Genomic DNA, 21,872 nt, shown 5'->3' with positions numbered 1-21,872 from the left:
GATACTTCGGCTACAAGGCGCATGTCGGTGTCGACCAGGGCTCGGCGATCATTCGTCGCAGCAAGCTGACCGACGCTGCGGTCAACGATACGGTGCCCGCCGACGAATTGATCAGCGGTGACGAGAAGGCGGTCTACGCCGACCAGGCCTATGACAAGCATGAGCGTCGCGCCGGGCTGGCTGCCCGGGGCATCAAGCCGCGGCTGATGTTCCGGCCCAACAAGCATCATCCCCTGACCGAACGGCAGAAGCGCTTCAACGACGCCGTGGGACGGCGCCGCGCCCCGGTCGAGCAGGTCTTCGCGCGCCTCAAGGGCGTCTACGGCTGGGCGCGAGCCCGCTATCTGGGCCTGGCACGCAATCATACCCATCTGCGTCTTCTCTGCCTGGCCATGAACCTCAAACGATGGGCGGTCCTGTGTCCCGCGGGAGGTGTGGTGTGACCGCCACAGCCCAAGGCCATCGATCGGCCACGAAAACAAGACCGTCTGCGTTCGCGCGCCATCCGAGGCCGCACAAAAAAATACCCCATATCGAGCCTCACTCCCGCTCGGCCAATTAAGCAAAGCCCTCGCTTGCGGGAGAGGTCGCGCCGAAGGCGCGGGTGAGGGTTCTCTCCTCTGGGGATTGTCCCTGTGCGGAGACACCCTCTCCCCAACCCTCTCCCGCAAGCGGGAGAGGGAGAGCACCGCCTTCGTAACTGCCTCACGCCGCGACGCGTTCGCCGTGGTCAACGAGCACCGACAGCTCCCTGGCGTCCGCGACGACGCGCACGGCCATGGGTTCGTCGCGGCCGCGGATCGCGACCTCCTGCTGCGGCAGCGCATCGTCGGCAAGGCCGGCGGTGCGGCGGACTTCCTCTGAGACGATCGCTTCGCAGGCCAGCGTCTTGGTCATGTCCTGGAGGCGGGCTGCGACGTTGACGGCATCGCCCAGCGCTGTGAAGACGATGTGATCGCGATAGCCGATGTCGCCGATGATGACTTCGCCGCCGTGGATGCCGATGCCGAAGCGGATCGGCTGGCGCAGATCATGGCTCAGGAGCTCGTTGAGCTCGTCGATTTGCCTGGCGATGCCGGCGGCGGCCTTCAGCGCCTGCCGGCAGGCCTCTTGCGGATCGGCGCTCAGTCCGAACAGTGCCAGCATGCCGTCGCCCACGAATTGGTTCGGCTGGCCGCCATTCTCGATCACGGCCTGCGAGACGGCGCCGAGAAAGCGGTTGACGATGAACACGGTGTCGAACGGCAGCCGCTTCTCGGCCAGCTGCGTCGAGCCGCGCATGTCCACGAACAGACTGACGAGATAGCGCTCCTGGCCGATTCTGGCGGGCGTTGAGGCCTGTGTGTTCGCCGACAGGGTATGCGCGGTGAAGAGCTGGAAGAAGGAGAGATCCGACGTCGGCCGCAGCTGGCAGGCGAGCCTGATCGAGGGGTCACTGGTGCCGACACGGGTGAGCACGAACGCCTCGCGCTGCGACGGCTCGGGCAGGGCGCCATGATCGCCGATGATGCGGATGCGGCAGGTCGAGCAGCGGGCGCGGCCGCCGCAGACGCTGGCATGCGGCACATTGTGGCGCAGGCTCGCTTCCAGCACGGAGAGGCCTTTTGGCACCCGCACTGTCTTGCCGTTGCCGTAGGACAGCGCGATCATGCCGCCGCGCCGTTCGCGCAGGGCGCGCACGCCGCGCGCCAGCAGCGCCAAAGCGAGCAGTCCGAGATAACCGGCGGTGAGGCCACCGGTGATGCGGTCGAGCGTCGCTGCCTCGGCCGTCGTGCCGACCTGGCTGCGCGTGAGATTGTGCGTCCGCCATTCCCCGTCGTCGGCCTCGACCTCGACGCTGCGGCCACCTTGGTAGACACCCAGCAGCGACAGCGTCGGGATCAGCACAGCAGCCGCGAGCAGATAGGGGGCCGCGCGCGTGAAGAACGGTTTGAGGCGAAGCCAGAAATAGATGCCGATGCAGCCGTGCACCCAGGCGATGAGAAGCAGGACCGTCATGGTCCAGATACGGTTCGACGCGACGAAGAACAGATAGAGTTCCTGCGGATAGAGTTTTTGGTGTCCGTAAAGCGTCTGGCCGAGCCGCACCCCGATCACATGCGCCATGACCAGCGCGGGGATGCTCAAGCCCAGCACGAGTTGCAGCGGCTCGACCGTCCGCCAGCGGAACTGCCGGCGCTGATACAACGCGTAGATGCCGAGCCCCATATGCGTGAGCGCCGCCGTGTAGAACGTGATCGCAACCGGCAGGAACTGCCAGAACAGCGTGTGGTAGTAGACCCCGATCTCCATGGCATCGACCGAGATGTTGCCGAGCGCATGGTTGAGGAAATGGCTGATGACATAGGCGAACAGGATCACGCCGCAAACCAGCCGCACCTGGCGCAAGCTGACGGCGCGGGAAAGCTCGGAAAATCGTGAGGATGCGGTTGCGGCCATGATTCTGTTGTATCAGTTCATGAAGGAGAACAGCCAGCGCCGCGTTTAATTCCGGGGGTGGACAGCTTGCGGGATCACATCCGCGGTAGGGTGACGAAATCGTAGGGTGGGCAAAGGCGCCTTGGCGCCGTGCCCACCAATCGGCACTTATGGTGGGCACGTTGCGCTTTGCCCACCCTACGGTTTCCGCGTCGGGGCTGGGATCGCGACAGCGCAACAGGCCGATCCACCCCCAACATTGACTCCCCCTCCCAGGTTGGCGAAAAGCGCCGCCGTGACGACAGCTCCTGACATCACGAAGCCCCCCGCCGGCGCGGCGCGCCGGCCGCTCGTCATGGCCGCGGCGATCATCGCGGCGATGACGCTGCTGCGCATCGTCTACGCCTCGGCCATCGAGCTGCGCACGGACGAGGCCTATTACTGGACCTGGTCGCACGAGACGGCGCTCAGCTTCCTGGATCATCCCCCCGGCATCGCCTGGCTGATCCGGTTCGGCACCGCGATCTTCGGCGACACCACGCTCGGTGTGCGCTTCGGCGGCATCGTCGCCATGCTGGTGACGCAGCTCCTGCTCGCCGATATCGTCCGCCGCCTCACCCAGGACATGCGCGCCGTCGTGCTCGCGGTGCTGATGCTGGAGGCTGCGCTCTATTACGGCCTGCTGATGGCCAAGGTCGCGCCCGACGTCGCCATGATCCCGTTTGCGGTGGCGATGATGTGGTCCCTGGTGCGGCTTGCGCAGGGCGGCGATGGCCGCTGGTGGCTCGCGGCCGGCCTGTTCGCCGGGCTGGCGATGCTGTCGAAATTTACCGTGATCATGTTCGCGCCGGCCGTTGCCGCCTTTCTGCTGGTGCCGGATTGGCGCTGGCGCTGGCTGCGCAGCCCCTATCCGTATTCGGCGGTCCTGATCGCAATCGCCGTGTTCTCGCCCGTCCTGATCTGGAACGTGCAGCACGACTGGGCCGCGATCCGCTTCCAGGGCGTGCGCGCCACCACCAGCTACGGCATCTCGCTCCGCACCTTCGGCGACTACATCGGCCTGCAATTCGGATTGGTCGGCTTCGTCATGCTGCCGGTGGTGCTGACGGGGGTGGTGATGACGGCGTGGCGCGGCTATCGCACGCGCGAGCCGGTCGCGATTTTGCTGTCGACCGCGGTGCTGGTGCCGTTTCTCTATTTCCTGGCGAAATCCCTGACCCTCCGCGTCGGTGACACCTGGCCGATGTTCATGTGGCCGGTCGGTTTCGCCGCTGCCGCTATTAATCTCACCATGCTGTCGCGCGAAGGAAGATCGGCGCGGATGATCAGATCGGCGCAGTTCTGGGCCAGCACAGCCGTGGTCTCGGGCATCGCTTTCGTCGTGATCGTGTTCCTCTATTACATCGCCGCGCCCTGGAATTTGCTCGGCAAGATCGATCCGATCGGTGCCGAGTCCGGCTACGAGCAGGTTGCCGCGCGCGCACAGGCTGCATTGGACGAGACCGGCGCGACCTGGATCGCCACCACGGACTACCGCACCTATGCCATGATGCGCTGGCTGTTCAGGGGCCGTGTGCCCGTGATCGAAATCAACGAGCGCGGCCGCTTCCAGGATTTTCGCGATCCCGGCATGGATCGGATCAGAGGCCACGCCGGCATTTATGTTGGGCGCGAGCCAGACAACCGCTCGTCGCTGTGGGATTCGATCCCGGCCAAGCGCGAGCAACTCGGCCAGGTCGAGCGCCGCTGGCGCGGTCTCGTGATGGACAATTACGTGCTGGAGAAGCTCTCAGGCTGGACGCCGGAGCTGTCGCCGCCGACGAACTCGCCGCTGTTCCAGTGGCGCGTGCTGGCTTTCTTCTCCCCGCAAGCGTGGGACGGCAAACAGAACGCTACTCCTCCTCATCCTTCTTCCGCAGCAGATCCGTCGCGAGATCCGACAGCTTCGGCGGCGGCAGTGCCGCGAACGGCAGCGGCCGTGTGACGTCGATCGCGGCGAGGCCCAGCCGCGCCGTCAGCAATCCATTCAGCATGCCTTCGCCCAGCCGCTGCGATAGCTTCGCCGCGATGCCGTGGCCGAGCATCTGCTGCACCAGGCTGTCGCTCGCCGCCATGCCGCCGGTGATGGCGAGATGGGCGACGACGTGGCGGAGCAGGCGGATCATGCCGAGTGCGCCGGGACGGCCGCCGTAGAGAAAAGCGAGCTGGCGGATCAATCTCAGCGAGGCCACGAACACGAACAACACGTCGATCAGCGCGCGGGGCGAAACCGCTGTCACGATCGAGACCTTTTGCGCGGCTGACGACACCAGCCGCCGCGCCTCAATGTCCAGCGGCGACATCAATTCGCGCTCGGCGAGCCGGATCATGTCGGCGCCGTCGATGATCTCGCCGGCATGGCTTTCCAGCGCGGCGCGGGCGCGCGCGAGCTGCGGGTTCTGGTGCGCGATCTTGAGCAGATCCTGCACGATGATACGGCTCTCCTTGCGGTCGTCGCTGGCAAGAACAGCGGCTGCACGCTGATGCAGCTTTTCGATCGTTGCCAACCGCGCCAGCCCGAACGCCTCGCGTCCGGTCACCACCGCGAGCGCAAGGGCGGTGACGGAGGCAAGCGCCAGTCCGACAAAGCCGAGGCTTTCGCTGCGCGCAAACAGATCCTCGATCAGACGGACGACGCCGAGCCCGACGCCGAGCAGAGTCAGCCCGGCGACGCCGGACCAGAACAGCGCGCCCCAGGGAAAGCCGCGTCGCGCCGGAAGCGACGATGCGATCGGCACCGGCAAGTTCGCCGGATCGGGCTCCGGCGTGATCTGGATGGTGGTGCGGCCGAGCCGGGTCGTCTCGTCGGCCTCGGTGACGACGACGCCGGGGTCGTCGAGCCGGAACGTCGCCGGCCGCCGTGGCTTCGATCGGTCGTTCATGACAACTTGTCTCCGATCAGGAACTGCAAGGCATGGTCGAGGCGGATGTGAGGCAGCGCCGGCTGGTCGGCCCCCTCGCGTTCGAGCTTTGGCGGACGGAAACGCAGAAAGCGAAAATCGCTCTTGCCGGCGGCCGCGGTCGAGAGCCCGCGGAATGCGTCGGTGCCGTTGAACAGGGGTTCGGGATCCAGCGGCAGATCGCCCGGAAAAGCCGCGACCTCGGTGTTGCCGTCGAAGAACTCGCCGCCGGCGCTTTCGCCCGCGGCCGGCGTTCCCAGGATCGACGGCAATTTGTCACGGCCATGCGCGACCTGCGCCTCGCGCGTGGCGCGGACGGCGGCGAGTGCGACGACGTCGATCTCCGCGCCGGTAGTTTCCGCGCGCGCAACCGCGCGGGTGACGGCGCGGCGCAACACGGCCTCGAGCCGGTCATGGCTGGAATGATGCAGGTGATCCGCCTTGGTCGCCGCGAACAGCACGCGGTCGATCCGCGGCCGAAACAGGCCGCTGAGGAACGTGCTGCGGCCGATGTTGAAGCAGTCGAGAATGCCCGCGAGTGCGGCTTCGAGATCGTGCAGCGCTTCGGGGCCGGCGTTGAACGCGGCGAGCGCATCGGCCAGCACGATCTGGCGATCGAGCCGGGCAAAATGATCACGGAAGAATGGCCGCACCACGACGTCCTTGTAGGCCTCATACCGCCGCACCATCATGGCCCATAGCGATCCCTCCGGCGCCTGACCGCCCGCGGGTACGTCGAGCGGCGCAAAGGTCAGCGCCGGTGTGTCGGCGAGATTGCCCGGCATCAGGAAGCGGCCGGGCGGCAGCAGGCTCATCGCAAACCGCTCGTCGCGGCAGCCTTGCAGATAGCCCCTGAAGAGCTTCGCGGCCGTCAGCGTCGCCTGTTCATCCTCGCGCGCTTCGGGCTTGAGCGTTGCGAGATGCGCGTGCCAGTCCGCGGCCAGATGCGCGCGGGGCGCCTCGCGTGACAGCGCAAGGCTTTCGGCTGACCATTGCTCAAAACTCTTCTGAAGCAGCGGCAGGTCGAGCAGCCACTCGCCGGGATAGTCGACGATGTCGAGCGTCAGCGTGCGGTCGGCGCCGTTCTGGCGCTGGTAGTCGATGACGAGCCTGAGCTCGCTGATGTCGACAGTCGAGCTCGGCCAGCGCCGCTCCTCGATCAGCGCGCGCAGATGGCTCTCATAGGCAAAGCGCGGCACCGCGTCGTCCGGCTGCGGCGCCAGATGCGCCCGGGCGATCCGCCCGGATGAATAGGCCTCGAACACCGGAAACCGCCCGCCACGGGTGAGGCCGTGGATCAGCGCGGTGATGAACACGGTCTTGCCGGCCCGCGACAGGCCGGTAACCCCCAATCGTACCGTCGGATTGAAGAAATGCTCGCCGTAGTCGATCAGCGCCCGAGCCGACAGGCGCGCCTCCTCGAGCATATCCTGGAAACTAAATGCCATATGAACGTTGGGAATCCCGGGCGGGGGCGGATACGCAAAAAGGACTAGTCACAAAAGTGGCAACTGCCTGAGGAAAATCAAGCTTCATACTTCCACCGTCTTTGTCGGCAAATCAGCCGTTTGAACGACGCGCCGATCCCGAAACACCCATACAAGAGGGTATTGTCTCACTTTGCGGATTGCCATGACCGTCTTCCAACTGAAACAGCTCGCATCCTCCTCCGTCCACGCAGCCGCCGACGCGATCGGCTGGCATTACGACCGCGCCGAGCTGATCGCCGACGGCGTGATCCACGCGATCGGCGTGCTCTGCGGCATCGTCGCCGCGACCGTGTTGGTGGTGCTGACGGTGCTCTATGCCGACCCAACCGACATCGTCGGGGTCTCGATCTACGTCGCCGGCCTGCTCTCGATGCTGGTGTTGTCGGCGACCTATAATCTGTGGCCGATCTCGCCGGCCAAATGGCTGTTGCGGCGATTCGACCATTCGGCGATCTACCTCCTGATCGCGGCGACCTACACGCCGTTCATCCTGGAGGTGAAGGACAGCGGCTTCGCGCTGGTGTTGCTCACCGGTGTCTGGTGTGTGGCGATCCTTGGCATCGTGCTGAAACTTCTCTATCCCGGCCGGTTCGACCGCGTCGCGGTCGGCATCTATCTCGCCATGGGCTGGAGCGGCATCATGCTCTACGATTCCGTGGTCAAGGCGCTGCCCGCGCTGGTGCTGGGCTTCATCCTTGCGGGCGGACTGCTCTACAGCTTCGGCGTGATCTTCCATGCCTGGCGGCGGCTGCGCTTCCAGAATGCGATCTGGCACGGCTTTGTCTTGGCCGGGGCGGCGTGCCATTATACCGCGGTGCTCGACCTCGTGTTGAGCTGAGCGCTCCGCGAAGCGGAATAAGCCAAAACGGTATAAGACAAGAGGAGACGTCGCATGCAGGTGACCGGCAAGGTCGTGGTCGTCACGGGCGGCGCCAACGGCATCGGCAAGGCGCTGTGCGAGGCGTTTCACAAGGCTGGTGCGGCCAAGGTCGTCGTCGCCGACATGGACGCGGACAACGCAAGGACCGTCGCTGCCACGGTGGATGGCGCCGCGTTCAAATGCGATGTCGCGCAGGAAAAGGATATTTCCCACGTCATCGAGGAGACCGAGCGGCAGTTCGGCCCGATCGAATTATTCTGCTCCAATGCCGGCATCGGCGGCGGTTTCGATCCGATGTCGGTCAATGCCGGCGGCGCCTCGGATGAGCCGTGGCAGCGCAGCTGGGCTATTCACGTCATGGCGCACGTCTATGCGGCGCGGCACCTGATCCCGCGCATGAAGGCGCGAGGCGGCGGCTATTTCCTCAACACGATCTCGGCAGCGGGCCTGCTGTCGCAGGTCGGCAGCCCGGCTTATTCCACCACCAAGCACGCCGCGGTCGGCTTTGCCGAAAATCTCGCGATCTCGCACAAGGCGCACAACATCCGCGTCTCGATCCTCTGCCCGCAGGGCGTCGACACCAACATGCTGCGTTCGATCCCCAAGGGCCCACAATCCGGCGACGGCGACCTCACGCCCGAGCAGGTCGCCGAGGACGTGCTCGCGGGCCTCGAGCAGGAGACGTTCTTGATCCTGCCGCACCCGCAGGTGCTCGGCTACATGCGCAAGAAGACCGAGAATTACGACCGCTGGATCGGCGGCATGGCCAAGATCCAGGCCAGGATGCGGGAAGATTTCGGGACGTAGGGAAGGCGGGCCCACAATTTCGGAGTCGTCCTGGCGAAAGCCAGGACCCATACCGCGAGGTCTACCGATCTTGCCGTAGTAGCAGTACCGAACGACAAGTCTTCGCCAAACTACTCCCTGGGGTAATGGGTCCTGGCTTTCGCCAGGACGACCACATGAAATGTAGTGCGCCGCTAATGCTTCTGCCCGTACAGCACCGGCACCGCCGAATCCACGATGACCTCCACGAGGCTGGTCCCTTCGAATGCCATTCCGCGCTTGAGCGCCTCGCCCAGTTCGGCTGCCTTGCTCACCCGCACCGCATGGCAACCCAGGCCCTCGGCGAGCCGGACGAAATCGATCCCCGGCAGTTCGAGTCCCGGCACGTTCCTCACCTGCATCACCTGGCTGAACGAGCGCATCGCGCCGTAGCCGGAATTGTTGATGACGACGATGGTGAGCGGCAGCTTGCGCTGCGCGGCGGTCCACAGCGCCTGGATCGAATACATCGCCGAGCCATCGCCGATCAGGCACACCGTGCGGCTCTTTGGTTTGCCGAGCGCCATGCCAACCGCGGCCGGCAGCGAGTAGCCGAGGCCGCCGCTTGCCATGGTGTAGAAACTGTCCTGGCCGCGCATCGGCATGAACTTTTGCATCGCCGGCCGGTGCGAGGGAATTTCCTCGACCAGCGACGCGCCGTCCGGCATCGCCTGCGACAGCGAATGCAGCAGGAATTCGACCGGCAGCGGATCGGCGGCCTGCGGGGCCGGTGGCAGCGTTCGCCCCTTCGGTGCGGCTCGCTGGCTCTCCGGCAGGAGGTCGAGCAGCATTGTGAGCGCCGGCTTCATCGTCGCGATGATGCTGGTTCCGACCGGCGTCACCGCTGCGGCATCCGGGTCGTCCGTGATCTGGAAGATCGTCGCGCCGCCGTCGAAGATCGCGGCGTGGCCTTCGACATGGAAGGTGAACACCGGCGCGCCGATCACGACGACGAGATCGTGCTCGCGCAGGGCGTCCGACAATTGCGCCGGCGAGGCATGCAGGAAGCCCGCGAACTGGGGATGGCGTTCCGGGAACGAGCAGCGCGCCGAAAACGGGCTGACCCAGACGCTGGCCCTGGCCTTCTCGGCGACGCGCACCATCAAATCGACCGCCCCCGCGCGATCGACGCCGGGGCCGACGACGAGGGCAGGGTGCTTGGCCGAACCGAGCGCGGTGACCAGCGCCTTCATCGCGTCAGCCTCGGGCGCTATCTCGCGGCTGACCTTGCGGGCTTCGATGGGAGCTGCGGCATGCGCCCAGTCGTCGACCGGGATCGATACGAAGGTGGGCCCGCATGGCGGCTGCATCGCGGTGTAATAGGCGCGCGCGATCGCGGCCGGCACGTCCTCGGGCCGCGCCGGCTCCACGCTGTACTTCACATAAGGCCGCGGGAATTCGGACGCACGCTCCGCATAAAGGAACGCCTGCAACGGGAGGATCGAGCGCGCCTGCTGGCCCGCGGTGATCACCAGCGGGGTCTGGTTGCGATGCGCGGTATAGATGTTGCCGAGTGCGTTGCCGACGCCGGCGGCCGAATGCAGATTGACGAAGCCGGCATTGCGTGTGGCCTGCGCGTAACCATCGGCCATGCCGACCGCGGAGGCCTCCTGAAGCGCCAGCACATAGTCGATGTCGTCGGGCCAGTCGCTCAGGAACGGCAGCTCGGTCGAGCCGGGGTTGCCGAAGACGCGTCTGATGCCGAAGGAGCGCAGCAGGTCGAGTGTCGCCTGCTTGACGGTGACGGATTTGCTGCCGCTCTTGCCGTTTTTGGACATGGTTTCCGTTCCCTGATGTTTATCGGCTATCAGCCCCACCGTCATTGCGAGGAGCCCTTGCGACGAAGCAATCCAGACTGTTACCGCCGCGGGACTCTGGATTGCTTCGCTACGCTCGCAATGACGAGGAGGAAGCAGCAGTGTATCACCACACCGCGGTCCCCTTCATCGTCGGCTGCCCCTCCGCGTTTGCCGTCCACAGCTCCATGCCCGCCTCGGTCTCATTGGCGTTGATGGAGAGCTCGCTGCCCTCGAACAGCGGCTGCACCCCGCGATAGATAAACTTCTTCGGCGGCTTGCCGCCGCGCAGCTTCGCGGCCATCTCGATGATGAACGTGGCCTGCAACGGCCCATGGAAGATCAGGCCCGGATAGCCCTCGACCTTGGTCACGTAGTCGCGGTCGTAATGGATGCGGTGGCCGTTGAAGGTCAGCGCGGAATACCGAAACAGCAGCACGGGATCCGACACATGCGTCTCGCGATGCTGCGCCTTGGGCGGCGGAGGCGGGGCCTTTGCCGTCGCGTACGTCGTCGTCATCTCGCGATAAACGATGTCCTGCCGCTCGCGGATGGCGATGCCGCGCGGCGAGGAGATGCTGTGCTCGACCGAGACGAAGCACAACGTGCCGGTCGAGCCTGATTTCACCTGCACGTCCGCAATGCGCGATGTCCGCGTCGATTCGTCGCCGACGCGCAGCGGCTGCAAAAATTCGATCTCGCCGCCGGCCCACATCCGGCGCGGCAGCGGCACCGGCGGCAGGAAGCCGCCGCGGGTGGGGTGGCCGTCGGGCCCGAGCATCGACATCGGAAACACCGGCTGCGCCAGGCACCAATGCACCGTGAACGGCGCCGCGTCGCCCGGCTTGGGCGCGCCGACCTCCTGGAACAGCGTCGCGCGCAGACCCTTGACGAGCTGCGCGGTGATGGTGTCGGTGGCCTCTTCGCTGCGGCCGATCCACTGCCTGAGATGGTCGATGTCGAGCTTCTCGGTCATGACGCCTCGCTCTTGTTATTTCCTGGATTGGGGATTTTCGCCGATCCCCGGCACCGCACCATAGCTGCGCGTCTCGCCGACAATGATCGGCGCCGGCGCGGGATAGCTGATGCGTCCCTGCGGCGTGTCGACCTCGATGCGGCGCAGATGCGGATGATTGGTGAGGTCGGCCATGGTGTTGACCTCGGCAAAGGCGATGTCAGCATCGGACAGCCGCTTCAGGAGCTCGTCGCGCGTCATCTTGCCGAAGGCATCCGCCACCGTCTTGTCGGTGAAGTCGCGGTGGCGCACGCGCTCGACCATATTGGCAACGCGGGGATCGGCGGGCAGATCCGGCTGCTCCAGCACTTTTGCGCAAAGCGTCTTCCACTCGCGCTCGCTCTGGATCGAGATCAGAATATCCTTGCCGTCGCTGGACGTGAACACGCCATAGGGCGCGATCGAGGGATGGCGGAGTCCCATGCGCTTGGGCGGATTGCCGGCTTCGGAGTTGAGCAGCGGCACGGTGCACCAGTCCGCCATCACGTCGAACATGGAGATGCGGATGTCGGCGCCCTTGCCGGTGCGTCCGCGCCCGATCAGCGCCTCCAGGATTGCCGCATGCGCAGTGGCGCCGGTCGCGACGTCGACGATCGACATGCCGACCCGTGAGGCACCGTCGGGATTGCCTGTGATCGAGGCAAGGCCGCTCTCGGCCTGGATCAGCAGATCATAGGCCTTGCGGTGCGCGTAGGGACCGTCGTCGCCGTAGCCGGTGATCGTGCACGAGATCAGTTTGGGATAATCCTTCAGCAGCCGCTCGCGCGAAAAGCCGAGCTTGTCCATCGAGCCGGGCTTGAGGTTCTGGATCAGCACGTCGGCGCTGGCGATCAGTCTTTCCAGTTCGGCGCAGCCTTCCTTGGTGGCGAGATCGACCACGGCCGATTGCTTGCCGCGGTTGAGCCACACAAAGTAGCTGCTCTGCCCCTTGGCCGCCGCGTCATAGCCGCGGGCGAAATCGCCTTCCGGCCGCTCGATCTTGATGACTTCCGCGCCGGCATCCGCCAGCCGCGACGAGCAGAATGGCGCCGCCACCGCCTGCTCGACCGCAATCACCCTGATCCCGTCAAGTGCTCCCATGATGGCTGCCTCAGTACGAGCGGGGCATGCCGAGGACGTGCTCGGCGATGAAGGACAGCACGAGGTTGGTCGAGATCGGCGCCACCTGATAGAGCCGCGTCTCGCGGAATTTGCGCTCGACGTCGTACTCCTCGGCAAATCCGAAGCCGCCATGGGTCTGGACGCAGGCGTTGGCCGCTTCCCAGGACGCATCGGCCGCGAGCATTTTTGCCATGTTGGCCTCCGCGCCGCAGTCGAGCCCGGCTTCGTATTTGCGCGTCGCTTCCTTCACCATCAGTTCGGCCGCGCGCATCGCGGCGTAGGCCTTGGCGATCGGAAACTGGATGCCTTGGTTCTGGCCAATCGGCCGGCCGAAAACGCTGCGCTCCTTGGCGTAGTTGGTGGCCTTGGCGATGAACCATTTGGCATCGCCGACGCATTCGGCCGCGATCAAAATGCGCTCGGCATTCATGCCGGAGAGGATGTAGCGAAAGCCCTTGCCCTCCTCGCCGATCAGATTCTCCGCCGGCACCTTCATGTCGGTGAAGAACACTTCGGTGGTGGCGTGGTTCATCATGGTGCGGATCGGGCGGATCTCGAGGCCCTTGTTCTTGGCCTCGCGCATGTCGACGATGAACACCGAAAGGCCATCGGTGCGCTTCTTGACCTGGTCCTTCGGCGTGGTCCGCGCCAGCAGGAGCATCAGGTCCGAATGTTCGGCGCGGCTGGTCCAGATTTTCTGGCCGTTGACGATGTAGCCGGCATTGCCGTCCTTGCGCGCAAAAGTCTTCAGCGAGGTAGTGTCGGTGCCGCTGGTCGGCTCGGTGACGCCGAAGGCCTGCAGGCGCAATTCACCGCTCGCGACCTTCGGCAGATATTTTGCCTTCTGCTCGTCATTGCCGTGCCGCAGCACGGTGCCCATCGTGTACATCTGGGCGTGGCAGCCGCCGCCGTTGCAGCCCGCGCGCTGGATCTCTTCGAGGATCGCGGCGGCCGCTGAAAGCTTCAAGCCCGCGCCGCCATATTCCTCGGGGATCAGCACCGAGAGATAACCGGCCTCGGTCAGCGCGTCGACGAAGGCCTTGGGGTAGCCCATCTCGCGGTCGAGCTTGCGCCAGTATTCGCCGGGAAACTGCGCGCAGAGCTTTGCGACGGCTTCGCGGATGTCGGCGTGATCTTCGGTGTGGTGTTCTTCACTCATGGGGTTTTCCCGTATGTGCGGCAGTTAGGATAACGCCGGCCGATCCTCTGGCGTTGTGAAAACAATGCCAGCCCCCTATGCTCATTTGCTATAGCGTATGGAGTAGCCTTCCAGGATTGGCAAGCATGGATTTCCGTCAGCTCAGGACCTTCAGTTGCGTGGCGGAGCTCGGCAGCCTCTCCAAGGCGTCCGACACGTTGCGTGTGGCGCAGCCGGCGCTCTCCAGGCAGATCAAGCTCCTGGAACACGAGCTGCGCACCGAATTGTTCACCCGCAACGGCCGCGGCATGGTGCTCACGGATGCCGGCCGCCTGTTGCTGGCGCGCACCTCGGGCATCGTGCGGCAGATCGACCAGATCCGCGACGATATCCAGTCGTCCAAGGGGCCGCCGTCCGGCCAGGTCGTGCTCGGCCTGGTCCCGACCGTGAGCTGCGTGCTGTCGGCGCGCTTCGCGCGGCGCTGCGTCGAAAAATTCCCGGGCATTTCGCTGCGCATCGTCGAGAGCTACAGCGGCCATCTGGTCGAATGGCTGCATCGCGGCGAGATGGATCTCGCCATCCTCTACGGCCGCTCCGCCGATCTGCATCTCAACGTCGAGAGCTTGGGGCGCGACAACATCGTCGCGGTGGGTCCGCGCGGTTGTGGCCTCGCGCGCAAGAAGAGCGTCGATATCGGCTGGCTGCTGCGGCAGCGGCTGGTGCTGCCCAGTCATTCCCACGGTCTCCGTGCGCTGATCGAGCACGCGGCGGCGCAACGCAAGATCAAGCTCAACGTCCAGCTCGAGGCGGATTCATTCCGCGTGCTCACGAGCCTCGTCGAGGAAGGCCTCGGCTTCGCGCTGCTGCCGCCCTCGTCGGTCCACGCCGAGGTCGCGGACGGGCGGCTGGAAACGGCCGTCGTCTCGAAGCCGATGACGCGCGAGCTCATATTCGCCTCTCCGATCGATCGTCCGGTCTCGACGGCCTCGGTTGCCGTCACCGCCCTCCTGCGCGAGGAGGTCGCCGCCTGCCGCAAGGACGGCGTGTGGGACATCAAATTGAGTTAGATGTGCCGGTGCGGTTTAGGACAGAAGGCCGTGTGCGACCCATCGCATGTTGTGCGAGCTGTCATGCCGGAATTTTATAGCTGGGTTCGTGCGTCGCCAGTTTGGCGCGCACGTGCCGCCAAAACCTCGTCATTGCGAGCGCAGCGAAGCAATCCAGCAATCTCTCCGCCGCGGCGGTCTGGATTGCTTCGTCGCAAGGGCTCCTCGCAATGACGGAGGATAGAGCTCAGGCCGGAATCCTCACCGGCAACGACTCATACCCCTTGATGAAGCTCGAATAGATCCGCTTGGGCTCGCCGACCACCTCGATGCGGTCGAAACGCTTCAGCATCTCTTCCCAGACGATCTTGAGCTGGAGCTCGGCGAGGCGCATGCCGACGCAGCGGTGGATGCCGAAGCCGAAGGAGAGGTGGGTGCGCGGCCGCGGGCGGTCGATGATGAATTCGTTCGGCCTCTCGAACATCTCCTCGTCGCGGTTGCCGGAGACGTACCACATCACGACGCGGTCGCCCTTCTTGATGTGTCTGCCGCCAACGTCAGTGTCCTGCAGCGCGGTGCGCCGCATATGCGCGAGCGGGGTCTGCCAGCGGATCACTTCGGGCACCATGGAATCGATCAGTTCCGGGTTGGCGCGCAGCCTGTCGTACTGCTCCGGGTTCTCGTTCAATGCCAGCACCGAGCCGGTCATGGTGTTGCGCGTGGTGTCGTTGCCGCCGACGATGAGCAGGATGATGTTGCCCATGAGATTGTCGGGATCCATGAACCGCGTGGCGTCGTTGTGCGCCATCAGCGACAGCAAATCGTTGCGCGGCGCGGAGTTGACGCGCTCGTTCCAGAGCTTGGACATGTAGGCGTAGCATTCGTCCATCTCGCGGCGGCGCTCTTCGGCCGAGGCAACAATGCCGCTCTTGGGTAGCGCGGTCGCGACATCTGACCAGCGCGTCAGCTTGCGCCGTTCTTCCCAGGGGAAGTCGAACAGGGTGGCCAGCATCTGCGTCGTCAGCTCGATCGAGACGCGCTCGACGAAATTGAAGGTCTCGTTGCGCGGCAGATTGTCGAGCACGGTCTGCGAGCGCTGGCGGATCAGTTTCGCCAGTTCGTCCAGATGAGTCGGCGTGAACATCGGCGACACCGTCTTGCGCTGCGACGAATGACGCGGCTGGTCCATGGCGATGAAGCTCGGCCAGTCATAACCTTCCGGCACGTCGCGGATGCCGATGCCGCCGAGCGTCGAGTCAGAGGAGAACAGGCCGTGGTTGGTGTCGACATGCATGATGTCGTCGTACTTCACCACCGACCAATACGGCTCGATCGGCGCGTTGGTGCAGTAATGCACCGGCTCTTCCTTGCGCAGCCGCTCGAACCACGGCCACAGGGTGTCATCCTGGAACAGCCTGGGCGCGCCCGGGTGGAACTGCGCCAGCGGCGTCGCATAGGCCTCCTCGCGGGCCCTGCGCATGCGTTCGGCCTTGTCCACTTGAACCGGCGCTTGGATGTTCATGGTCGTAGCTCCAGTGTTTCTCTTTCTTCGCCTCTCCCCGCTTGCGGGGAGAGGCCGGAATTCGCGCACCGCGCGGATTCCGGGTGAGGGGGACTCTCCGCGAGTCGGCGGCTACTTTTCTCGCGGATAGAGCCCCTCACCCCGACCCTCCCCGTAGAACGGGGAGAGGGAGTAATCTCACGCCGCGATCTTCACCGGCAAGGTTTCGAGACCCTTCACGAAACTCGAATAGACCCGCTTGGGTTCGCCGACCACCTCGATATGGTCGAATCGCTTGAGGATCTCTTCCCAGATAATCTTGAGCTGGAGTTCGGCAAGCCGCAAGCCGACGCAGCGGTGGATGCCGAAGCCGAACGAGAGATGCGTGCGCGGCCGCGCGCGGTCAATGATGAATTCGTAGGGCTTTTCGATCGCGTCGGCGTCGCGGTTGCCCGAGACGTACCACATCACGACCTTGTCACCTTTCTTGATCTGCTTGCCGCGGAACTCGAAGTCCGCAAGCGCGGTGCGCCGCATATGGGCCAGCGGCGTCTGCCAGCGGATCACTTCCGGCACGAAGCTGTCGAGCAGCACGGGGTTTTCGCGCAGCTTGCGATATTGCTCCGGATGCTGGCTCAGCGCGTCAAGCGAGCCGGACATGGTGTTGCGGGTGGTGTCGTTGCCGCCGACGATCAGAAGGATGAGATTGCCGAGGAAGTTTTTCGCGTCCATGTCGCGCGTCGCGGCGCCATGCGCCATCATCGACAACAGGTCGCTCTTCGGCGGCTGCTCGATGCGCTCCTTCCACAGCCGCGCGAAATAGCCGGCGCATTCGGTGAGCTCGGCCTGACGCTCGTCTTCGGTGGCGACGAGGCCGTCGGGTCCGGGAATGGTGGTCGCGATGTCCGACCAGCGCGTCAGCTTGCGGCGGTCCTCCCAGGGGAAGTCGAACAGCACCGCGAGCATCTGCGTGGTGAGCTCGATCGAGACGCGGTCGACCCAGTCGAACACCTCGCCGCGCGGCAGATTGTCCAGGCACTCGGCCGAGCGCTTGCGGATGCTGAGCGCGAGATTGTCCAGATGCGTCGGCGTGAACATCGGCGCCACGGTCTTGCGCTGCGCCGCGTGGCGCGGCGGGTCCATCGAGATGAAGCTCTCGCGACGCAGTTCCGGATCGATGTCGCGGATGGTGATGCCGCCGAGCGAGGAGGCCGAGGAGAATACCGAATGATTGGTCTCGATCTCCATGATGTCGTTGTAGCGCGTCACCGACCAATACGGCCCGAACATCGAGTCCTTGCAATAGTGCACGGGATCTTCGCGGCGCAGGCGATCGAAATAGGGCCAGAACGTATCGGTCCTGAACAGCTCGGGGTCGCCCGGATCGAACTGCTCCAGCGGCAGTGACGTTGCGCGTGCGCGCAACGCGTCGAGCTTCGCCGCGCTTTCGATGGTCCCATGCATGACCGCTCTCCCTGACATAACCGCGCGTTCTCGTTGAATTCTGCGCTGCGGTATTTGATTTGCAATTACAGCCGGTTGTCTGCGCCGGAGCAAGGGCGAGTTTTGCCACATGGGTGTGAAGTAGCCCGGATGGAGCGAAGCGAAATCCGGGATTCGGGCGGCCACTGCCGCTGTCCCGGATTGCGCGGCGCTCCATCCGGGCTACCAGACATTCGCGAACGTGATCTCGCGCACGCCCACGGCTGCGAAAACGCGCCAAAAATTGACCGGAATCGAGCCAAATCGAACCCGCCCATCTTGGGGATCGACTAATCTCTGATCTATAGTTTGATCGAACCAGGTCCGCACCCCGAGGTTGCCACCGTGAACGATATGCAATGGACGCCCATCGGCTCCGAACCCTTACCCCCGCCGCTGCCGCCCACGGGGGTCGATTTCACCGGCAACCGCACCGAGTTTCGCAAATTGGTTACCAAGGGTGCCCTGCTCGAGCTCGTCACCTTTGGCTTCTACCGGTTCTGGCTCGTCACCGACATCCGCCGTCATCTGTGGGCGAACACTGCGGTCGACGGCGACGCCGCCGAATATACCGGGCGGGCCAAGGAGCTCTTGGTCGGCTTCCTGTTCGCGCTCGCGATCCTGGTGCCGATCTACCTCGCTTACTTCCTTGTCGGCATCGAGTTCGAGCGCTGGCAGGGCTTTGCCTCGACGCCGCTGTTCATCAGCTTCTACGCTTTCGGCCAGTTCGCGATCTTTCGCGCGCGGCGCTATCGCCTGACGCGGACGGTCTGGCGCGGCGTGCGATTCTGGATGGATGGATCGGGCTGGGCCTATTCGTTCCGCGCCATGCTGTGGGGCTTGCTGGTGTTTCTGACGCTTGGGCTCGCATTGCCATGGCGCGAGGCCTCGCTCGAACGCTACAAGATGCGGCACACCCATTACGGCGATTTGCGCGGCGATTTCGCGGCTGACGGCTGGACGTTCTTCAAGCGCGGCTGGTGGCTGTGGCTGCTGAGCCCGATCGCGATGGTGATCTTTCCGCTCGCGCCGTTCGTCTATGCCGAGTTCAAGGCGCGCGAGTGGCGCTGGTGGCTCGACGGTATCCGCATCGGCGATGTCAGCGTGTCCTCGCAACTTCCGCGCAACGCATTTTACGGCCTGTACTGGAAGGTGATCGGCTGGTGGATGCTGCTCTCGGTCATCTTCGCCGCTTATGTCGGCGGAGCCACCATGCTCGTCGTCAAGCTGAGCGGTCTTTCGGTCGAGCAGGCGTTGGGGCCCGGCAATGCGGCCAAGAGCATCCCGACACTGGTGATGATGGTCGTCGGCTACCTCGCACTCGCCCTGGCCCTCAACATCGTCATGCGGGTCTATCTCCAGCGCGATCTCTGGGCCAAGGTGCTGGAAACGGTCGATGTGCACAACATCGCCGCCGCCGCGGACGTGCGCGGCAGCGCCGAGCTTGCCAGTGCGCTCGGCGAAGGCTTTGCCGATGGACTCGATGTCGCGGGATTCTGAGCTGTGAGTGACGTATTCGCCGAAGCCCCGGCGCAGTCCGCAAAGCCGACGATCTTCTTCGACGGCGTGTCGAGCCGCAGGCGGCAGGTGACGCTGACGCTCAGTGACGCGCTCGAGATCCTCGAAGAGGGTGCGACGCCCGTTCGCTGGGGCTATGCCGACATCCGCCGCGCCGACAGCCCGCCCGGCATTTTGCGGCTCGCCTGCGGTTCCGCGCCGCCGCTGGCGCGGCTGGAAATCCGCGACGCTCTGCTCGCCTCAGACGTGACCGCGCGCTGCATGCGGCTCGACGACCACCAGACTTCGCGCCGCGGCGTCGCAAAAATCGTCGGCTGGTCGATGGCTGCCGCCGTCTCCATCGTCTGCGTCGTGCTGTTCGGCGTGCCGCTCGCTGCCGACCGCCTGGCGCCGCTGGTGCCGAAACCGATCGAGCGGCGCATTGGCGATGCGTCGGAGGTTCAGGTGAAGACCATCTTCGGCCGCAATGCGTGCGAGGATGCGGCGGGGAAGGCGGCCTTCATCAAACTCGTCAATCGGCTGCGCGATGCCGCCGGCCTCGACGACGATTCCATGACCGCGGGCGTGCTGCCGACCCCGGTGCCGAACGCGTTCGCACTGCCGGGCGGCAAGGTCTTCGTGCTGAAGGGCCTGCTCGACAAGGCCGAAAGCCCGGACGAGCTCGCCGGCATCCTCGCCCACGAGCTCGGTCATCTCAAGCATTACGACAACATGCGCGGCCTGATCTACAACGGCGGCACCTCGTTCCTGATCGGCCTGTTGTTCGGCGACGTCACCGGCTCGAGCGCCGTGATCTTCGCCTCGCGCAGCGTGGTCGAGGCTTCCTATTCACGCGAAGCCGAGACCGCTGCGGATACGTTTGCCATCGAGATCATGCACAAGCTCGGCCGTTCGCCGAAGCCCGCAGCCGAATTGATGTTCCGCATCACCGGCAAGGAAGGCGGCGGCCTCACGTCGATCCTGGCGAGCCATCCGCTGACCGAGGACCGGCTCGCGCGCATGACGAAGGAGGATCGCCCCGCCAGCGGCCCGCCGCTGCTGACGGATGCAGAGTGGCGGTCACTGAAGGGGATCTGCGGCAGCGGCAAGATCTGAATCTCTTGCCGCCGACGCGTCGGCCCCGCGCCAAATCATGAATCGGCGAGGAACGATCCCTCGGGGAGTGGTTATCCCCCGATAGACAGCGGGAATGTTCCTCATGGCTTACGGTCGTTTCGTCACGATGATCGCGGCTTCCACCGTGATCATGTTCGGTCTGATGTATCTCAACACCTTCGCTCTGGATCACGTCTGGTACAGCCAGACCCGGACGTGGATGGCGCTGCTGATGGGCGCCGTCATGGCCGCCGTGATGCTCGCTTTCATGTGGGGCATGTACAGGAACCGCACGGCGAACGTCGCCATTCTGGCCGCCAGCGCCGTCGTGTTTGCGGTTTCGCTCTGGCTCGTTCGAAGCCAGCAGACCGTGACCGACGTCGCCTATATGGAGGCGATGATCCCGCATCATTCCATCGCGGTTCTCACCAGCGAGCGCGCGCACATCAGGGATCCCCGCGTCCGCAAGCTGGCCGACGACATCATCGAAGCCCAAGTGCGGGAGATCGGCGAGATGGAACGGTTGATCGCCGACCTCAAGGAGAAGCCCGCGCCCGCGGATGCGAAGGATCTGCCGCCGCGGCCGCCGACCTGACGGAGCGGCCCTCGTATCACTTTGCCGGGGCGGCCGGATTGGTTGAGCCCGTGGTGACGCTCGGCGCGTTGTTCGGGCTGGTGGTCGTGGTCTGGGGACCGACATCGCGTCCATTGTAGAAGAAGACCGCCGCGACGACGGCGATCACGAAGATCGCGCCGATCGCCCAGCCCACCGGGCTGTTGAGGCGTGCTCTGTCTACTCTGCGGTCGTCATCCTGATAGGTCATCGTGCTCTCCATCCTAGAGCAGGAAAAACCTTGCGCGGGCGAAGCTGTTCCTACCGTGACGCGGTTTGCAGGCCGGCGCCTATCTCGTCCCGTAGGCGCGGTCGCCGGCGTCGCCGATGCCCGGCAGGATAAAGCCGTTCTCGTCGAGACCTTCGTCGACCGCAGCCGTCCAGATCGGGACGTCCGGATGCAGTCCGCGCAGCCGTTCGAGCCCTTCGGGGGCGGCGATCAGGCAGGCGAGGCGAATGTCCTTGGCGCCGCGCTCCTTCAGCCGGTCGATTGCGGCCACAGCCGTATTGGCGGTCGCAACCACCGGCGTTACCACGATCGCCAGGCGTTCGCCGAGATCGGACGGCGATTTGAAGAAGTACTCGACCGCCGCAAAACTGTGCGGCTCACGATAGAGGCCGATATGCGCGACGCGCGCGGTCGGCACCAAATCCATCATGCCGTCGACGAAGGTCGTGCCGGCCCGCAGCATCGGCACGAAGACCAGCTTCTTGCCGGCAATCTTGGCCGAATGCATCGTCGCCAGCGGCGTGTCGATAACGGTATCGGCGAGCGGCAGATCGCGCGTCACCTCGTAGCACAGCAGCATGCCGATCTCCTTGATCAGCTCCCGAAACGATTTGGTCGAGATCGATTTGTCCCGCACCAGGGTCAGCTTGTGCTGCACCAGCGGATGATCGACGATCGTGACGCCTTGCATGACGGGATGCTCTTGCTTTTGCCCTTCTCCCCTTGTGGGCGAAGGTGGCGCGAAGCGCCGGATGAGGGGTCTGTTTCCGCGAACTCGAACGAGAG

Annotated in this window: 19 protein-coding genes; 8 read left to right on the top strand and 11 right to left on the bottom strand. The window is 64.9% G+C overall.

Annotated elements, in window-relative coordinates; translation table 11 throughout:
- The coding region (locus BRA1253DRAFT_RS17710; RefSeq protein ID WP_007596513.1) for a transposase at positions 1-443 on the top strand (443 nt) is incomplete at its 5' end.
- Positions 444-705: 262 nt separating this feature from the next.
- Here BRA1253DRAFT_RS17710 and BRA1253DRAFT_RS17705 read toward each other — a convergent pair.
- The gene (locus tag BRA1253DRAFT_RS17705) at positions 706-2,439 is read right to left on the bottom strand and encodes an adenylate/guanylate cyclase domain-containing protein (protein ID WP_007596511.1); all 1,734 of its coding nucleotides are present in this window, start codon (positions 2,437-2,439) and stop codon (positions 706-708) included.
- Between the two features lie 334 nt (positions 2,440-2,773).
- Here BRA1253DRAFT_RS17705 and BRA1253DRAFT_RS17700 point away from each other — a divergent pair, with 334 nt between their 5' ends.
- Positions 2,774-4,402: a glycosyltransferase family 39 protein gene (locus BRA1253DRAFT_RS17700; RefSeq protein WP_007596509.1), complete on the top strand. Its 1,629-nt coding sequence runs from the start codon at positions 2,774-2,776 to the stop codon at positions 4,400-4,402.
- On the opposite strand, the gene BRA1253DRAFT_RS17695 is transcribed toward BRA1253DRAFT_RS17700, so the two are convergent.
- On the bottom strand, positions 4,311-5,339 hold the full coding sequence (locus BRA1253DRAFT_RS17695; RefSeq protein ID WP_007596507.1) for a YcjF family protein: 1,029 nt from the start codon (positions 5,337-5,339) through the stop codon (positions 4,311-4,313). The genes BRA1253DRAFT_RS17700 and BRA1253DRAFT_RS17695 overlap by 92 nt on opposite strands.
- The gene (locus BRA1253DRAFT_RS17690; protein ID WP_007596506.1) at positions 5,336-6,805 is read right to left on the bottom strand and encodes a YcjX family protein; all 1,470 of its coding nucleotides are present in this window, start codon (positions 6,803-6,805) and stop codon (positions 5,336-5,338) included. Before BRA1253DRAFT_RS17690 ends, BRA1253DRAFT_RS17695 begins: the two co-directional genes overlap by 4 nt.
- A gap of 184 nt (positions 6,806-6,989) precedes the next feature.
- On the opposite strand from BRA1253DRAFT_RS17690, the gene BRA1253DRAFT_RS17685 reads away from it, so the two are divergent.
- Together BRA1253DRAFT_RS17685 and BRA1253DRAFT_RS17680 are read left to right on the top strand one after the other, a co-directional pair.
- On the top strand, positions 6,990-7,685 hold the full coding sequence (locus tag BRA1253DRAFT_RS17685; protein WP_007596505.1) for a hemolysin III family protein: 696 nt from the start codon (positions 6,990-6,992) through the stop codon (positions 7,683-7,685).
- Between the two features lie 54 nt (positions 7,686-7,739).
- The gene (locus BRA1253DRAFT_RS17680) at positions 7,740-8,534 is read left to right on the top strand and encodes an SDR family oxidoreductase (protein ID WP_007596504.1); all 795 of its coding nucleotides are present in this window, start codon (positions 7,740-7,742) and stop codon (positions 8,532-8,534) included.
- 173 nt (positions 8,535-8,707) lie between these two features.
- Here BRA1253DRAFT_RS17680 and mdlC read toward each other — a convergent pair whose 3' ends face one another.
- The 4 genes from mdlC to BRA1253DRAFT_RS17660 form a co-directional block, all read right to left on the bottom strand.
- The gene (gene mdlC / locus BRA1253DRAFT_RS17675) at positions 8,708-10,330 is read right to left on the bottom strand and encodes a benzoylformate decarboxylase (protein WP_035995260.1); all 1,623 of its coding nucleotides are present in this window, start codon (positions 10,328-10,330) and stop codon (positions 8,708-8,710) included.
- Between the two features lie 145 nt (positions 10,331-10,475).
- Entirely contained in the window at positions 10,476-11,324 is an 849-nt protein-coding gene (locus BRA1253DRAFT_RS17670) for a MaoC family dehydratase N-terminal domain-containing protein (RefSeq protein ID WP_007596502.1), read from the bottom strand.
- A gap of 15 nt (positions 11,325-11,339) precedes the next feature.
- Positions 11,340-12,443 carry a CaiB/BaiF CoA-transferase family protein gene (locus tag BRA1253DRAFT_RS17665; protein WP_007596501.1) on the bottom strand — a complete coding sequence of 368 codons (1,104 nt, stop codon included), beginning with the start codon at positions 12,441-12,443 and terminating at the stop codon, positions 11,340-11,342.
- A gap of 10 nt (positions 12,444-12,453) precedes the next feature.
- The gene (locus tag BRA1253DRAFT_RS17660) at positions 12,454-13,623 is read right to left on the bottom strand and encodes an acyl-CoA dehydrogenase family protein (RefSeq protein WP_007596500.1); all 1,170 of its coding nucleotides are present in this window, start codon (positions 13,621-13,623) and stop codon (positions 12,454-12,456) included.
- A 125-nt stretch (positions 13,624-13,748) separates the two neighbouring features.
- On the opposite strand from BRA1253DRAFT_RS17660, the gene BRA1253DRAFT_RS17655 reads away from it, so the two are divergent.
- Positions 13,749-14,669 carry a LysR substrate-binding domain-containing protein gene (locus BRA1253DRAFT_RS17655; protein ID WP_007596491.1) on the top strand — a complete coding sequence of 307 codons (921 nt, stop codon included), beginning with the start codon at positions 13,749-13,751 and terminating at the stop codon, positions 14,667-14,669.
- A 226-nt stretch (positions 14,670-14,895) separates the two neighbouring features.
- Here BRA1253DRAFT_RS17655 and BRA1253DRAFT_RS17650 read toward each other — a convergent pair whose 3' ends face one another.
- Together BRA1253DRAFT_RS17650 and BRA1253DRAFT_RS17645 are read right to left on the bottom strand one after the other, a co-directional pair.
- Positions 14,896-16,170, bottom strand: coding sequence for a cytochrome P450 (locus tag BRA1253DRAFT_RS17650; RefSeq protein WP_007596489.1), 1,275 nt, complete (start codon positions 16,168-16,170; stop codon positions 14,896-14,898).
- Between the two features lie 177 nt (positions 16,171-16,347).
- Positions 16,348-17,613 carry a cytochrome P450 gene (locus BRA1253DRAFT_RS17645; RefSeq protein WP_007596487.1) on the bottom strand — a complete coding sequence of 422 codons (1,266 nt, stop codon included), beginning with the start codon at positions 17,611-17,613 and terminating at the stop codon, positions 16,348-16,350.
- A 372-nt stretch (positions 17,614-17,985) separates the two neighbouring features.
- Between BRA1253DRAFT_RS17645 and BRA1253DRAFT_RS17640 the strand changes: the two genes are divergently transcribed.
- From BRA1253DRAFT_RS17640 to BRA1253DRAFT_RS17630, 3 genes are all read left to right on the top strand, one after another.
- Positions 17,986-19,131, top strand: coding sequence for a DUF898 family protein (locus tag BRA1253DRAFT_RS17640; protein WP_371261370.1), 1,146 nt, complete (start codon positions 17,986-17,988; stop codon positions 19,129-19,131).
- Positions 19,132-19,134: 3 nt separating this feature from the next.
- The gene (locus BRA1253DRAFT_RS17635) at positions 19,135-20,244 is read left to right on the top strand and encodes a M48 family metallopeptidase (RefSeq protein ID WP_007596485.1); all 1,110 of its coding nucleotides are present in this window, start codon (positions 19,135-19,137) and stop codon (positions 20,242-20,244) included.
- A gap of 103 nt (positions 20,245-20,347) precedes the next feature.
- Positions 20,348-20,839: a DUF305 domain-containing protein gene (locus tag BRA1253DRAFT_RS17630; RefSeq protein ID WP_007596484.1), complete on the top strand. Its 492-nt coding sequence runs from the start codon at positions 20,348-20,350 to the stop codon at positions 20,837-20,839.
- A gap of 16 nt (positions 20,840-20,855) precedes the next feature.
- Here the strand turns inward: BRA1253DRAFT_RS17630 and BRA1253DRAFT_RS17625 are convergent, their stop codons facing one another.
- Together BRA1253DRAFT_RS17625 and upp are read right to left on the bottom strand one after the other, a co-directional pair.
- A complete protein-coding gene (locus BRA1253DRAFT_RS17625; protein WP_007596483.1) occupies positions 20,856-21,068 on the bottom strand; it encodes a hypothetical protein in 213 nt (70 codons plus the stop codon).
- A gap of 79 nt (positions 21,069-21,147) precedes the next feature.
- Positions 21,148-21,777 (bottom strand): uracil phosphoribosyltransferase, encoded by a 630-nt coding sequence (gene upp, locus BRA1253DRAFT_RS17620; RefSeq protein WP_007596482.1) that lies wholly within the window; start codon positions 21,775-21,777, stop codon positions 21,148-21,150.
- Positions 21,778-21,872: the final 95 nt, after the last annotated feature.

The organism is Bradyrhizobium sp. WSM1253 (assembly GCF_000244935.1).
Classification (GTDB): domain Bacteria; phylum Pseudomonadota; class Alphaproteobacteria; order Rhizobiales; family Xanthobacteraceae; genus Bradyrhizobium; species Bradyrhizobium canariense.
Note: the sequence above shows the minus strand (reverse complement) of the source record. Positions and strands in the feature narration are given on the sequence as shown.